Genomic DNA, 13,895 nt, shown 5'->3' with positions numbered 1-13,895 from the left:
ATGAGAAATCAGGGGAGGCCATCGCATGCAACGAGACTGGGACACTTTTTTAATGCCGTATCAGCAAGCCGTCAAGGAACTGAAGCTCAAGTTCCGCGGAATGCGGATGCAGTTCCTTCAGGCCAGCACCCACTCGCCGATCGAAATCGTGACCGGTCGGGTGAAGCCGGTGGATTCGATTATCGAAAAACAGTCGCGGCGCTACATCACCGATGACCTGCTGGAGTCGGACATGCAAGACATCGCCGGGCTGCGCATTCAGTGCCAGTTCGTCGAGGACATTTACGAAGTGGTCGAGCTGATTCACCAGCGCAAGGACATGGACGTGGTGGAGGAGCGCGATTACGTCACCAACGTCAAGCCCTCAGGCTACCGCAGCTACCACATGGTGATTGAATATCCGGTCCAGCTGGTGCATGGCGAAAAGAAGCTGTTGGCCGAGATTCAGATCCGCACGATGTCGATGAACTTCTGGGCCACCATCGAGCACAGCCTGAACTACAAGTACCAAGGCGAGTTCCCGACGGCGCTCAAGGAGCGGCTCAAACGCGCGGCCGAGGCCTCGTTCATGCTGGACACCGAGATGTCCGAGATTCGCGAGGAAATTCAGGAGGCTCAGCAGTTGTTCTCCTACGGCAAGGGCCAAAGCCTGCCGCCGTACCACGCGTCAGACAAGAAGGATGATTAGATGCGCATTGCGATTGTGGCCAACTCCGGCGCCCAGACGCGCCAGGCCGAAACTAAGCTCAAAACGCTGCTGGCGGCGGCCGGCTTCACCCTGGCCGATGACCATCCCGACGTCGTGATCACCATCGGCGGCGACGGGACGCTTTTGTCTGCCTTTCACCGCTACGCCAACGCGCTGGCCACGGTGCGGTTCATCGGGGTCCACACGGGGCACCTCGGCTTTTACACCGACTGGCGCGATTACGAGCTGGAAGAGCTGGTGGAGGCCTTGAAGAACGACTCGGGCGAAAGCGTGTCCTACCCGTTGCTCGACGTCTTGGCCGACTACGAGGACGGCACCACCTCGCACTACCTGGCGCTCAACGAGGCGACGCTCAAACGCACGGGCGGCACCATGCGAACCGACGTCTACATCAAGGAGAACTTCTTTGAAAGCTTCCGCGGCGACGGCCTGTGCGTCGCCACGCCGACCGGGTCGACCGCCTACTCCAAGAGTAACGGTGGGGCGGTGATCCACCCGCGGCTGGACGCGATGCAGGTGACCGAGATCGCCTCGATCAACAACCGAGTGTTTCGGACGCTAGCGGCGCCGTTGATTTTGGCGCCGGACGAGTGGGTGGTGCTGCGGCCCGAACCCTTTCAAGACTACCTGATGACCATCGACCAGTTCACGATCACGCCGCAGCTGGTGACCGAGATCCGCTTTCGCATCGCCGACGAGCGGATTCACTTCGCCAGGTACCGGCACATGCACTTTTGGGACCGGGTGGAGGACGCCTTCATCGGCGCCAAGAAGCAGCCGTGAGGTTCAAGTGGACCTACACCGGTGCGGCGCGAGTACGCCTTGGCAGCTTCTTGAAGGCGCAGGGGCTGTCCAGCATCCAGCTCAAGCGGATGAAGTACCGCAAGGGCTACGTCTTCGTCAACCACCGGCAACGCACCACCGACTTTCGGCTGCGACCGGGCGATGTCGTGCTGGTGCAGCTGGCGCCGGAAGTGCCGGTCGACACCGTCGTTCCGACGCTTGGACCGCTTGACATCGTCTACGAGGACCCCTACCTGCTGGTGGTGAACAAGCCGGCCGGCGTCGCCTCGATTCCGGACGCGGCCAAGGGCAACGACAGTATGGCCAACTTCGTCAAGGCGTACCTGGCGACCAGCGGGGCGGAAAGCACCGCCATTCACGTCGTCACCCGGTTGGACCGCGACACCAGCGGGTTGATGCTGTTCGCCAAGCACGGCTTCGTTCACAGCCTGCTGGACCGCCAGCTGCACTCAAGGGATTTGGTCAAGCGCTACCTGGCCTTCGTGCAAGGGGCAGCGGCGCTTGCGCCGCACGGCTGGCTGGTGCTGCCGCTCGGCCGCACCCAGGAATTCTACATGAAGCGCGGCGTGGTGCTGGGGGGCAAGCCCTCGGTGACCGAGTACCGCCTGCTTGCGCGAAGCGGCCAGGGCAGCCAGGTGCTGGTGACGCTTCACACCGGCCGGACGCACCAGATTCGGGTCCATTTTGCCGCAATCGGGTATCCGCTGTTCGGCGATGACCTGTACGGCGGCAGCCAAGCGCTGATCGGCCGCCAGGCGCTGCACTGCGCCACCTTGGACCTGTGGCACCCGGTGCTGCACACAAAGTTGCACTTAACTGCCGCACTGCCTTCGGATATGGTATCCTTAGGCGACAAGCTAGGAATGAGGAAGTGGGAAGATGTACCAATTATTGACTGATTCAGCCTGCGACTTGCCGCTGGCCACCCTGAAAGAGAAACAAGTGGGCATTGTATCGTTTCACTTCACCGTGGGCGAGCAAGAGCTGACCGACGACATGGGCGCGACTTACGAGCTCGAGGACTTTTACGCCCAGATCAAAAGCGGCGTGATGCCGACCACGGCGCAGATTAACATCGCCGAGTACGCCGCCTTCTTTCGGCCCTACGTCGCGGCCGGGACGCCGATTGCGTACATCGGCTTTTCAAGCGGGTTGTCCGGCTCGCTGAACAGCGCCCGGCAGGCTCGTGAGCTGTTGCTCGAGGAGTTCCCGGATGCGACCATCGCGATTGTCGATACGCTGGGGGCCAGCGCCGGCGAGGGCCGCATGGTGCTGGAGGCGATTCGGCTGCGCGATAGCGGGGCGACGTTGGCCGAGCTGACCGCTTGGTTCGACGCTAACGCGCTGCGCCTGCAGTCTTGGTTCACCGTGGATTCGCTGGACTACCTGTACCACGGCGGCCGGGTGTCTCGCACCGCCGCGACCCTGGGGACGCTCTTGAACATCAAGCCGCTTTTGGACGTCGACCCGGCCGGTCACCTGCGGATGGTCGGCAAAATCCACTCGCGCAAAAAGTCGCTGCAGGCGCTGGCCGACCACCTGCTGGCCGCCTTGCCGAGCGACCCGACGCAGCCGCTGTTGATCGCCACCAGCGGCGATTGGGACGCGGCCAACTTCGTGAAGGACCGCATTTTGGCCCAGGCCCCGACCGCCAACATTCAGGTCGGCCCGATCGGCTTGACCATCGCCAGCCACACCGGCTTTGGGTGCGTCGCCGCCTTCGTGATGGGGGCCAAAGACCGCCAATAGCCGTGACTCAAGAGACCAGCCCCGCGTTGCGCGAGGCTGGTCTCTTTTGGCCGGGGTGATATTTCCCGGGAAATACCGCCCCGGCCGCGAAAATTTCCCATAAGTTTTTGCAAACCGGTGGCGGCCGGCGGCTGAGCCTGTATACTGGAAGCATTGGAGATTAGAGGAGGAAGCAATGCTAGACATTTTGAAGGCCATCGTCATCGGCATCGTGGAGGGGCTCACCGAGTTCCTGCCGATCAGCTCGACGGGCCACATTGACCTGGTCAGCCAGGTGGTGACGATCAACCAAAGCAAGGACTTCATGGCGATGTTCGAGTACGTCATCCAGTTCGGCGCCATCCTGGCGGTGATTCTGCTGTACTTCAACAAGCTCAACCCGCTGGACTGGCGCAAGCCCAAGCCCGAGCGCAACAGCATCTGGCTTTTGTGGGCCAAGGTGATCGTGGCGGTGCTGCCATCCGTCGTCATCGGCCTGCCGCTCAACGACTGGATGGATGAGCACCTGCACACGCCGGTGGTGGTCGCCACCACCTTGATCGTCTACGGGGTCTTGTTCATCATCATCGAAAACGCCTTCCGCGACCGGGCGCCGCGCATCGCGACCGTGGCCGACATCAGCTTCCAGACGGCCCTGTTCATCGGGCTGTTCCAGGCGCTGTCGATTGTGCCGGGCACTAGCCGCTCCGGTGCCACGATTCTCGGGGCCATCATCTTGGGTACCAGCCGCGTCGCCGCCACGGAGTTCTCGTTTTACCTGGCGATTCCGACCATGGTCGGCGTGTCGATCCTCAAAATCGGTAAGTTCCTGATGAACGGCAACAGCTTCACCGGCGATCAGTGGGCGATTCTTTTGACCGGGATGGTCGTGTCGTTCCTGGTGGCGGTGGTGTCGATCAAGTGGCTGCTGCGCTTCGTCAAGACCCACGACTTCAAGCCGTTCGGGTGGTACCGCATCGCGCTGGGCGTGGTGGTGTTCGCGTTGCTGCTGGTTTAATTGGGAGGTCCAATCATGATCAAAGAAGTCTGTGTTGAAAACTTCACGAATGTCCCCAAGGCCATCGCGGCCGGGGCATTGCGCATCGAGCTCAACGACAACCTGCCGGCCGGCGGCACCACCGTCTCGCGCGGGGTGATGGCGGCGACCACGCAGTACGCCCACGACCACGACGTCTCGGTGGTGGCGATGATTCGCCCCCGCGGCGGCAACTTCGTCTACTCGGACACCGAGCTCAAAATCATGGAGGCCGACCTGTTCGTCGCCCAGGAGCTGGGCGTCGACGCGGTGACCTTCGGCGCGTTGACCGAGGACGGCTGGCTCGATGAAGAGGCGATGACCAACCTGATCGCCGCGGCCGGTGGTGCGACCGTCGTGATGCACATGGCCTTCGACGCGATTCCGACGGCGCAGCAGCCGGCGGCCATCGACTGGCTGGTCGAGCACGGCGTCGAGCGCATTTTGACCCATGGGGGGCCGCTGACGGAGCCGATTTCGGCGACGCTGCTGCACCTGCGCGAGCTGGTGACCCTGGCGGCCGGGCGCATCGCGATTCTGCCGGGCGGCGGCGTCACGGCCGCCAACGTCGCTGAGGTGATGGCGGCGGCCGGGGTTCAAGAGGCCCACGGCACCAAGGTGATCGCCTACTAGCGTCAACCGGCCTGCGCCTGCAGGCCGGTTTTTTTGGCGCCAACGGGAGCTTGAAAGTTGACGCTAGCGGTGGCAGGGCTTACATTATAATCAGATGATTGTCAACGGGCAGGGAAAACGCCGCGGCCGCGGCGCTTGCAACTCTACTGCTTAGGGGGAAGGTCCGGGACATAAGCATTCCCAGTACCCCCACCCATGCCATGCCGAACCAGGCAACAACGTCGACGTTTTCGTGCAACGGTCCCCTCCGATTGGGACCGACCACCAGGGTGTGGACCACCATCCGCCTGCCGCAAAGCCTGACGCCTACTCGCATCGCGAGGTAGCTGCGGCGCCGACTGACAGGCGGCTTGCACCAACCGGCGGCGGGGCCGGGCAATCCCGCCTCGCCGCCACCGAATCGCCGCAATCAGGTCACGCAACGTACGGCCACCGCCCGTTTCGATCGGCGGTGGCTTCGGCGCGGCCGGCACCAAAAAAAGGCTCCCCTGTGACTGCAGGAAGGCCTTTTTGACGTGTGGCTTGGGCCGGGCTTAGGCCCGGGCCCGGCGACTGAGGTCGCGCAGCCCAGGCAGGCTCAGCATCGTGATCAGCGAGATGATGTACAGGGCCGACAGGAAGCCCATCGTGATGGTCAGCGTGTAGTGGTCCATCAACAGGCCGATGACCACGGAGGAAAAGCCGCCGATCGCGCGGCCGACGTTCATGATCACGTTGTTGGCCGTCGAGCGGATGCGAGCCGGGTACAGCTGGCTGATCACGGCCCCGTAGCCGCCGAACATGCCGTTGCTACAAAAGCCGACGATGGCACCGATGATGACCAGCACCGCGCTGGAGTGGGCCAGCGTGATGGCGAACACGATCAAGGCGCTGGCGGTCAAAAACAGGCCGAATGCCCAGCGGGGGCCGAGGTGGTCGAGAATGTTACCGAACACGGCCATGCCGACGCACATGCCGCAGATGGTGGCGACCATCCACAGGGCGGAGCCGGAGACGGACAGGCCCTGCTGCTTTTGGACAATCACCGGCAGCCAGTTCATCAGGCCGAAGTAGCCGGCAATCTGGACGATGGTCATCACCATCAGCCCCAGGGTCTGGGCGGCCAGGTGGCGGGTCTTGAACAGCTCGGAGAAGGCGACGCGCTGGTGCTTTTGGACGGCCGTGGCCCGGGCCTCAAGGAAGGCCGCGGATTCGTGCAGGTGAGCCCGCACGAAGAAGGTCAGGGCCACCGGCAAGACGCCGAGCAAGAACAGCGCATGCCAGCCCCACAGCGGCAAAATGACGGAGGCGGCCAGCGCCGCGATGATGGCGCCGATCTGGCCACCGATGGCGGCGACGGAGGTCATGCGGCCGATGCGGTCGTGCTCGAAGCTCTCGGCGATCAGCGCGATGCCGACGCCGTACTCACCGCCGGCCCCGATGCCGGCCAAAAAGCGCAGGGCGTAAATCAGCCAGATGTTGTTGGCAAAGGCCATCAGCGCCGTGGCGACGGCGAAAATCAGAATCGTGTGGGAGAAGGTCTTGACCCGGCCGATGCGGTCGCCGAGCAGACCAAAAAGCGCCCCACCGACCAACATGCCGACATTGGTGATCGACCCGATCAACCCCGCGGCTCCGCTTGAAATGTGGAGTTCGGTGATGATCGGCGTCAATGCGAACGAGAGGAACATGATGTCCATGTTCTCTAGCGAAAAGCCTGATGCGGTGGATGCCATCACGAGTTTTTGCTCGTGCGACAGATGGTCAGTAGAACGCGCTGCTGAAGTTTGCATATTCAATTTTCCTCCAAAAAGAACGCTCTCTGTCGTTCCTTATTTTGGCGAACGTTGGCGGCCGCGCCGCTAATGTTTGTCTGGAAGTAGCCTACCATGCCGCCTGGGGCATTGCAAGCGGTTTTTGGCCCGGCCCCGGGATTACCCGGGCAATCGCGCGGCCGCGGTGACAAAACCGTTCGGGCGATCGTCATGAAAAGGTGCGATACTGTGTGTGACTTAACGGAGGGAGTGGGATTAATGACGGTGTGGTACAAGAACCGCCCGGCGGTGGTGTGGGTGATTGACCAAGCGGCGCCGCAGCCGCCGTGGGTGCGGCAGGCCTTTGCGGCGCATTACCTGTGCTGGTTGGACGGGCATCTGCGCATTTTGATGGCCGGACTTTCGCCGGATGCGGCGGCGAATCTGAAGGTCGGCGCGGTGGGGTCGCTCGGCGGCGGCTTTGCCGGTTACGGCATGTACGTGCTGGGGTACCCCGGCGATGTGCTGGATGTGACCAATCATCGCGTGGTGTCGGCCAAGCAGTTCGCGCGTCAGTACCGGGCGGTGCCTCCTGACGGTGACCGCGACAAGGACTGATACAGCAAGGCCCCTGCATTGGCTGCGGGGGCCTTGCTGTATCAACTGCGTGGCGTGGCGGTCAGGCCGAACACGGCCATGCAGCCGTAGCCGGTGTGGCAGGCGATGGTCAGGCTGACCGGGCGAATCAGCAGCCGCACCGCCGGCCGGGCGGCGCGAATCGCCGTCGCGACCGCCGCCGTGGCGCTCCAGTCGCCGGCGGTGGCCAGCATCAGCGTCTGCTGGGGGTCGGCGTCGTAGGCAGCGGTGGCCGCGGCGACCAGCTTCCCCAAGGCGGCCTTGCGCGACCGCGCCTTGCCGCTGAGCTTGACGCGCCCGGTGGCGTCGATTTCAAGCAGCGGTTTGATTTTGAGCATGCCGCCGATGACCGCGGCCGCCTTGGGCAGCCGGCCGCCGCGAACCAGGTGGTCCAGGTCGTCGACGGTGACCCAGTGGTGCATGAACTGACGGTGGGTCGTGACCCAGGTGGCCACTTCGTCAAGCGTGGCGCCGGCCGCCTGCAGCGCCGCGGCACGTAGGACCAACAGGCCCTCGCCGCCGCTGGCCCCCAGGGTGTCGACGATGGTGATGACGGCGCCGGGGTGGTCGGCCAAGAGCAGCGCTCGCGCCTGCCTGGCGCTGTCCAGCGAGCCGGACAAGGCGCCGGAGAAGCCGAGGTAAAGCACCGGCACGTTGGCCGCGACGAAGGGCGCGAAGAAGGCGTGGTACTCGCCGACGTTGATCTGCGTGGTCGACACCGCTTCGGCGGCGTGCAGCTTGGCGTAAACCGCGTCGCTTTCGTGCGTCTCGCCCAAGGCGTCGGTCATCAAGGTGCCGTTGACGCTGTAGTGAAAGGGAATCGCCGCGACGTGGTGGTCGTCAAGCAGGGTCTGGGGCAGGTCACATCCGGAGTCTGTGCATAGCTGATACATGAGTCACTTCCGTTCCGCACGCTGGGTGCTGAGTTTGCAGGTCTGTGTTCTAGGATACCAGAAAGTTTTGTTTATGGCATTACTAATTTATACCATGACACATATTGCGGCGTGGCGACCGGCGGTGGCAGCACAAAAAAGCCGCCTCGGCGAGCGAGGCGGCGCAACCGGATTAGTCGGCGTTGAGGAACAACACGTTGACGGCCTCCGGGGTCTTGATGTCTTTTTGAATTTCGGTCAGCAGGCCGGTCGCGGCATCGCGGCGGTACAGGGTGCCGTTGTCGGACTTCTGGTTCACCGCAAGCACGTAGGATTCGGTGCGGTCCAGTGCAAAGTCGCGCGGGAAGTCGCCTTCCGTTGGCAGCTGCTGAATCAGGCTCAGGCTCAGCCCGTCTTCGGCGATCGCGTAGACGTTCAGGCTGTTGTGACCGCGGTTGCTCAGGTACAAGAACTGGTTGTCTGCGCTGATGCGAATCGCGGCGGCGCCGTTGAAGTCGTGCCAGTCGGCTGGAATGGTCGATTGCGTCTGGCCCAGGGTGAAGGCACCGGTGGCCGGGTCGTAAGGCAGGACGCTGACCTGGCTGGACAGCTCGCCCAGCAGGTACGCGATGTTTTTGTCCGAATTGAAGGCCAAGTGGCGCGGTCCGTAGCCTGCCGGCAGCTTCAGGATGGTCGGCTCACCGAGCTTGCCGGCGGCCGAAACCGGGTAGGTGCTGACCTGGTCGATGCCCAGGTCGACCACGGCCAGTCGCTGGTCTTGGGTCAAAGCGGCGAAGTGGACATGGGCGCCGTCTGCCTGCTCGGGCTTGGGGCCGTGCAAGGCGTTGTCGTGCTGCGCCACGGCGGTTTCCACCAGCGTGTGGTCCGGCTGAATCTTGTAGACGTTGACGCGGCCTTCGTGGTAGTTGCTGGCAAAAACCAGCTGGCGGGTTTCGTCAATCGAAATGTGGGCGGGGCTTGAGCCCGGCACCAGTACTTCGGCGATCACCTTGGCCGGGGTTTGGTTCAGGTCGATGGTGGCCACCCCGCCGACGCCTTGGCCGGCATCGACGGCGTAGGCGAAGTTCGCCTTGGACACCGCCAGGTAGGTCGGACTGCCGATGGTTGAGACCAGCGGGGTCGGTTCGGTCAGCTCGCCGGTCGCGCTGTCGAACGCGGCGCGGTAGATGCCGGCGCCGCCGCGCTTGGTGTAGCCGCCGAGAATCACGGTTTGTTTCATAAGTTAAGTGCCTCCTCAGTCAGTTTGAACGCTTTCAGTATACCATGCAAGGCGTGTTACAATTGAGGCAAAAGCAGAAAGCAGGCGATATCATGAGCATCACGGCAACGATTACGGCGGTCGGGCCCAAGGCGCTGAGCGACCGCGACCCGATGGTGATTCTTTTTGACGACAGCGCGACGGCGGCCCTGCGCCAGGTCGCGGTGATCCAGCGCTTCTTGGACCAGGCGGCCCAGCGCAAGCTGAGCCTGGCCGCCGGTGATACGCTAACCATCGACGAGGCGACCTACACGATCACCGCGGTCGGAGCGTTGGCCAACGCCAACCTCCAAAGCATCGGCCACGTCACGCTGATGTTTGCCCCGCAACCCAAGGACGGCGGCCTGGCCAACGCGCTGTACCTGAGCCCGGCGGTTCGCCCCCGCGTGGTGGTCGGCAGCACCCTGGACTACCGGCCGGCGAAGTGACGCCGAACAACAAGCCAGCCCCGCGCAACTGCGCGGGGCTGGCTTTGTGGTCTAGTATTGGTCGCCGTTGAAAATCGAGTTCTTGACGATGACGTAATCGACCTTGGTCAAGGCGGCGAGGTCGCGGCCGCCGGCGTAGGACACGGCGGATTGCAGGTCCTCTTGCATTTCGGTCAGGGTGTCTTGGATGTGGCCCTTGACCGGCAGCAGGATTTTTTTGCCCTCGACGTTGTGGTGCTCGCCCTTTTGGTACTCGGAGGCGGAGCCGAAGTACTCGGCGTAGAGCTTACCGTCCTTTTCGACCTTCTTGCCCGGGGTTTCGATGTGACCGGCGAACATTGAGCCGATCATGCACATCGTGGCGCCGAAGCGCAGGGACTTGGCGATGTCGCCGTTGTTGCGGATGCCGCCGTCGGTGATGATCGGCTTACGCGCCGCCTTGGCACACCACCGCAAGGCCGCTAACTGCCAGCCGCCGGTACCAAAGCCGGTTTTGAGCTTGGTGATGCAGACCTTGCCCGGGCCGATGCCGACCTTGGTGGCATCCGCGCCGGCGTTTTCAAGCTCGCGAACGCCTTCCGGGGTGCCGACGTTGCCGGCGATGACGAAGCTTTCCGGCAGCAGGCGCTTGATGTGCTGAATCATGTCGATCACGATCTGCGCGTGGCCGTGGGCGATGTCGATGGTGATGTACTCGGGCACCAGCTTGGCTTGGGCGAGCGCCTCGATGAAGGCGAACTCGCTGTCCTTGACGCCGACGGAGATCGAAGCGAACAGGTTCTTGTCGTGCATGTCCTGGATGAAGGCCGTGCGGGTTTCCGGGTTGAAGCGGTGCATCACGTAGAAGTAGCCGCTTTGGGCCAGCTGGACGGCCAGTGGCTCGTCGATGATGGTCTGCATGTTGGCCGGCACCACCGGCAGCTTGAACGTGCGGCCGCCGAATTCAACCGTGGTGTCGACCTCGCTGCGGGAGCGAACGACACACTTGTTGGGGATCAGTTGGATGTCTTCGTAATCAAAAATTTCCATGAAAATCGTCCTTTCGCTAAAAACCGAACATTGCGCCGGGTTCGGCGGGTGTTTGACGCACCACCCCGAAATATACGGTTAAATTCGGGAAAAGTCAATTTATTTTTGCCCGACCGCCACTAAAGTTCGGAATTCACTGGTTTTTGGCCGTTTACGGAACGCAAAAACCGCCAGGCCCGAATCGACTTGGCGGCGGTGACGCCGGTGAACCGCACGATGGCGGCTACGAGCGGCTGCACATTCGGCTTAGAAGTACTTGCGGTGCCAGAACTGAAAGCCCAGCAGAATCGCGATCACCAGCGAGATGACGATGGTGATGATCCACGACACGTGCATGTTGGCTAGCGGCAGCTCGACGTTCATGCCGTAAAACGAGAAGACCAAAGTGGGGATGGTCAGGATGATCGAGTAGGCGGTCAGGAACTTCATCACGCCGTTCATGTTGTTGGAGATGATCGACGAGTAGGTGTCGGCGGTTTCGTTGATGATGGAGTTAGAAATCTGCGCCATTTCGGTCCCTTGCTGGTTTTCAATCAGGATGTCGTCCAAGAGGTCTTGGTCCTCCTCGTTGAGCCGCAGGGGGTTGCTGCGCTGCAGCTGCAGCAGCACGTTGCGGTCGGTTTTGAGGCTCATCATGAAGTAGACCAAGCCGCGCTGGATGCCCATCAAGGCGTAGAGTTCCTCGTTTTTGAGGTTGTTTTGCAGCTTGTTTTCAAGCGCCTCTCTGGCCTTGTTGATGTCTCTTAGGTAGGCCAAGTAGGCGACGGTCGCCTTGTACAGCATCAACAGCGCCGCCTTGTTCTTCAGCTTGGGGTTGAAGTTCGGCACTTTGCCCTCGGCAAACAGCGCGAGCAGCGGCTGCGGGTTGGCGTCGATGGTGATCAGGGCGGTGCTGGTGATGATGATGGCCAAGGGCACGGTTTGGTAAGTCGCGCGGCCCTTGGGATCCAGCGCGGCGACCGGCATGTCGTAGATCATCAGGTGGGCGTCTGAGTCCTCGTCGTACTCGTAACGCGCCCCTTCGTCGGGGTCCATGCCGTACAGCAGGAAGTCTTCGGACACACGCGCCTTTTTCTGCAGCTTCATCAGCTCTTCGGGGGTCGGATCGATCACGTTGATCCAGACGTTGGCCTCGATTTTGTCTTGTGCCTTCATCTTCCCCACGGTATCATCGAATTTATAGACCGAAAGCATGTTACCCTCCTTTGGGGGTTTTCCCCTAGTCTACTTTAAATTCGGGGGAAGTGACAGAGAGGAGCACAATCTGTGCGAAAAATCAGTGAAAAGGCGGCGGCGATGGCGGCCCTCGGACCGCTATTCGCCTGCCCGGTGTGTCGACAGCCGCTGGCCGTCGATGGCCTGAGCCTAGTGTGTGAGAACCAGCACCGCTTCGATTTGGCCAAGAAGGGAACCGTCAACTTCCTGAACAAGCCGGTGGCCACGGAGTACCTGGCACCGATGCTGGCGGCCCGGCGGCGCATGCTGGACGCCGGGTTCTTCAAGCCGTTCCTGGACGCGATTGAAGCGCAGCTGACCGCCGCCGACCGCTTCTTGGACATCGGCTGCGGCGAAGGCACCCCGACCGCCTACCTGACGGCGAGCGGGGCGACCGGCGTCGGCTTTGACATCTCCGCGCCAGCGATCCAGCTGGCCGGCGGGTTGACCACGCCAGCCATTTTTTGCGTCGCCGACTTGGCGCGGCTGCCTTTTTTGGCCGGCAGCTTCTCAGTCATCGTCGACCTGTTCTCGCCCGGGGCCTACGCCGAGTTCGACCGGGTGCTGGCACCGGGCGGCCGCCTGTTCAAGGTGATTCCGGCCAGCGACTACCTGCGCGAGCTGCGCGTCGGGCTGTACCGCGACACGGACAAGGCGACCTACTCCAACGCGGAGGTGAAGGAACGGTTTATTGTGCATTATCCGCAAACAACTGTGCAACATATCGCCTACGACTTTCCGCTGACAAAAGCACAGTTTGCCGACCTGATGGCGATGACGCCCCTGACCTGGCAGGCCCCGGCGGAGCGCCGCGCGGCGATGCTTGAGCAGCCGCCGGCCAGCATCCACGTGGGGGTCGAATTGTTACAGGTGAACAATTGTGAAAAATAGGGTTGAATTCTTTGACAGCGGGTGTTAAATTACTCTTAAGCATTTTTATTTCTGGCTTTTATCAGGGCTTGCTTTTGGGAAATTGATAAAAGTTAGCGATGGAAAGCTTCACTAACGCATTGCCTTGCCGTGCTTGACACCGAGGCGATGCGTTTTTTTGTGGCCAGAGCGGCGGCCGGCGGGTTTCGCGGGACGGGTAGCGCCGGGGTGGGGCTTGGGGCGGTCCGCGCCCCGAGCGACGCACCCAGCAGGCGGCTCCCGCGTTGCCGGCATGAAGTGCGGTGCCGTTCACGCCCAGCACCGTCGCGCCGCGCCGCGGCGGCGAACTTGTGCTACACTAGACTTCAGAATGGCGCCGTGTCGCTTGCGGCGCGAGTGGAGGAAATTATGGCGAACCACATTGTATTGTTCGAACCGCTGATCCCGGCCAACACCGGCAACATTGCCCGGACGGCCGCGGCCACCGGCAGTTTTTTGCACCTGATTCGGCCGCTGGGTTTTGAAACGGACGACAAGCACCTGCGCCGCGCCGGGCTGGATTACTGGGACGCGGTCAAGATTCAGTACCACGACTCGCTGGCCGACTTCATGGCGACGGTGCCGGATCTGACACACCTGTACCTGGTCTCCAAGTTTGCGTCGCGAACGTATTCGGATGTCGACCTGGCCGACACCAGCGTCGATCACTACTTCATGTTCGGCAAGGGAACCACCGGCCTGCCCGAGCCCTTCATGCGAGCGCATGAGGAGCTGGCGGTGCGCATTCCGATGACCGAAGACGTCCGGGCCCTGAACCTGTCCAACTGCGCGGCGCTAGTGATTTACGAGGCGCTTCGGCAGCAGGAGTTTGCCGGGCTGCAGCGCGTTCACACCTACCCGCACGACAAGCTCAAGTGAGCAAC

The 13,895-nt window shown here is 62.3% G+C and carries 15 protein-coding genes; 10 read left to right on the top strand and 5 right to left on the bottom strand.

What is annotated here, in order from left to right; genetic code table 11:
- Positions 1–25 precede the first annotated feature (25 nt).
- The 6 genes from yjbM (at position 26) to NUH19_RS05470 (ending at position 4,910) form a co-directional block, all read left to right on the top strand.
- Entirely contained in the window at positions 26–688 is a 663-nt protein-coding gene (yjbM, locus tag NUH19_RS05495) for a GTP diphosphokinase (RefSeq protein ID WP_262315549.1), read from the top strand.
- Positions 689–1,492, top strand: a complete 804-nt coding sequence (locus NUH19_RS05490; RefSeq protein ID WP_262315548.1) for an NAD kinase — start codon at positions 689–691, stop codon at positions 1,490–1,492.
- A complete protein-coding gene (locus NUH19_RS05485) occupies positions 1,489–2,412 on the top strand; it encodes an RluA family pseudouridine synthase (protein WP_262315547.1) in 924 nt (307 codons plus the stop codon). The genes NUH19_RS05490 and NUH19_RS05485 overlap by 4 nt, the downstream gene beginning before the upstream one ends.
- The gene (locus NUH19_RS05480) at positions 2,393–3,262 is read left to right on the top strand and encodes a DegV family protein (RefSeq protein ID WP_262315546.1); all 870 of its coding nucleotides are present in this window, start codon (positions 2,393–2,395) and stop codon (positions 3,260–3,262) included. The genes NUH19_RS05485 and NUH19_RS05480 overlap by 20 nt, the downstream gene beginning before the upstream one ends.
- Before the next feature lie 175 nt (positions 3,263–3,437).
- Positions 3,438–4,259 carry an undecaprenyl-diphosphate phosphatase gene (locus NUH19_RS05475; protein WP_262315545.1) on the top strand — a complete coding sequence of 274 codons (822 nt, stop codon included), beginning with the start codon at positions 3,438–3,440 and terminating at the stop codon, positions 4,257–4,259.
- Positions 4,260–4,274: 15 nt separating this feature from the next.
- Complete coding sequence (locus NUH19_RS05470; protein WP_262315544.1) at positions 4,275–4,910, top strand: copper homeostasis protein CutC; 636 nt, start codon at positions 4,275–4,277, stop codon at positions 4,908–4,910.
- Between the two features lie 533 nt (positions 4,911–5,443).
- Here NUH19_RS05470 and NUH19_RS05465 read toward each other — a convergent pair.
- A complete protein-coding gene (locus tag NUH19_RS05465) occupies positions 5,444–6,682 on the bottom strand; it encodes an MFS transporter (RefSeq protein WP_262315543.1) in 1,239 nt (412 codons plus the stop codon).
- A gap of 240 nt (positions 6,683–6,922) precedes the next feature.
- Between NUH19_RS05465 and NUH19_RS05460 the strand changes: the two genes are divergently transcribed.
- The gene (locus NUH19_RS05460) at positions 6,923–7,261 is read left to right on the top strand and encodes a role in replication (RefSeq protein ID WP_262315542.1); all 339 of its coding nucleotides are present in this window, start codon (positions 6,923–6,925) and stop codon (positions 7,259–7,261) included.
- A gap of 41 nt (positions 7,262–7,302) precedes the next feature.
- Here NUH19_RS05460 and NUH19_RS05455 read toward each other — a convergent pair whose 3' ends face one another.
- Positions 7,303–8,172, bottom strand: coding sequence for a DegV family protein (locus NUH19_RS05455; RefSeq protein ID WP_262315541.1), 870 nt, complete (start codon positions 8,170–8,172; stop codon positions 7,303–7,305).
- A gap of 172 nt (positions 8,173–8,344) precedes the next feature.
- Complete coding sequence (locus tag NUH19_RS05450; RefSeq protein WP_262315540.1) at positions 8,345–9,391, bottom strand: lactonase family protein; 1,047 nt, start codon at positions 9,389–9,391, stop codon at positions 8,345–8,347.
- A gap of 92 nt (positions 9,392–9,483) precedes the next feature.
- Between NUH19_RS05450 and NUH19_RS05445 the strand changes: the two genes are divergently transcribed.
- On the top strand, positions 9,484–9,858 hold the full coding sequence (locus tag NUH19_RS05445; RefSeq protein WP_262315539.1) for a PTS glucitol/sorbitol transporter subunit IIA: 375 nt from the start codon (positions 9,484–9,486) through the stop codon (positions 9,856–9,858).
- Between the two features lie 51 nt (positions 9,859–9,909).
- Here the strand turns inward: NUH19_RS05445 and NUH19_RS05440 are convergent, their stop codons facing one another.
- Together NUH19_RS05440 and NUH19_RS05435 are read right to left on the bottom strand one after the other, a co-directional pair.
- A complete protein-coding gene (locus tag NUH19_RS05440; protein ID WP_262315538.1) occupies positions 9,910–10,887 on the bottom strand; it encodes a GMP reductase in 978 nt (325 codons plus the stop codon).
- Between the two features lie 246 nt (positions 10,888–11,133).
- Positions 11,134–12,081 carry a magnesium transporter CorA family protein gene (locus NUH19_RS05435; protein ID WP_262315537.1) on the bottom strand — a complete coding sequence of 316 codons (948 nt, stop codon included), beginning with the start codon at positions 12,079–12,081 and terminating at the stop codon, positions 11,134–11,136.
- Between the two features lie 72 nt (positions 12,082–12,153).
- Here NUH19_RS05435 and NUH19_RS05430 point away from each other — a divergent pair, with 72 nt between their 5' ends.
- Positions 12,154–12,993 (top strand): putative RNA methyltransferase, encoded by an 840-nt coding sequence (locus NUH19_RS05430; RefSeq protein ID WP_262315536.1) that lies wholly within the window; start codon positions 12,154–12,156, stop codon positions 12,991–12,993.
- A 387-nt stretch (positions 12,994–13,380) separates the two neighbouring features.
- The gene (locus tag NUH19_RS05425) at positions 13,381–13,890 is read left to right on the top strand and encodes a tRNA (cytidine(34)-2'-O)-methyltransferase (RefSeq protein ID WP_262315535.1); all 510 of its coding nucleotides are present in this window, start codon (positions 13,381–13,383) and stop codon (positions 13,888–13,890) included.
- Positions 13,891–13,895 lie beyond the last annotated feature (5 nt).

Source organism: Lacticaseibacillus parakribbianus (assembly GCF_025490915.1).
GTDB lineage: Bacteria > Bacillota > Bacilli > Lactobacillales > Lactobacillaceae > Lacticaseibacillus > Lacticaseibacillus parakribbianus.
The sequence above is the reverse complement of the archived record's forward strand: the minus strand, read 5'-3'. Positions and strand labels throughout refer to the sequence as shown.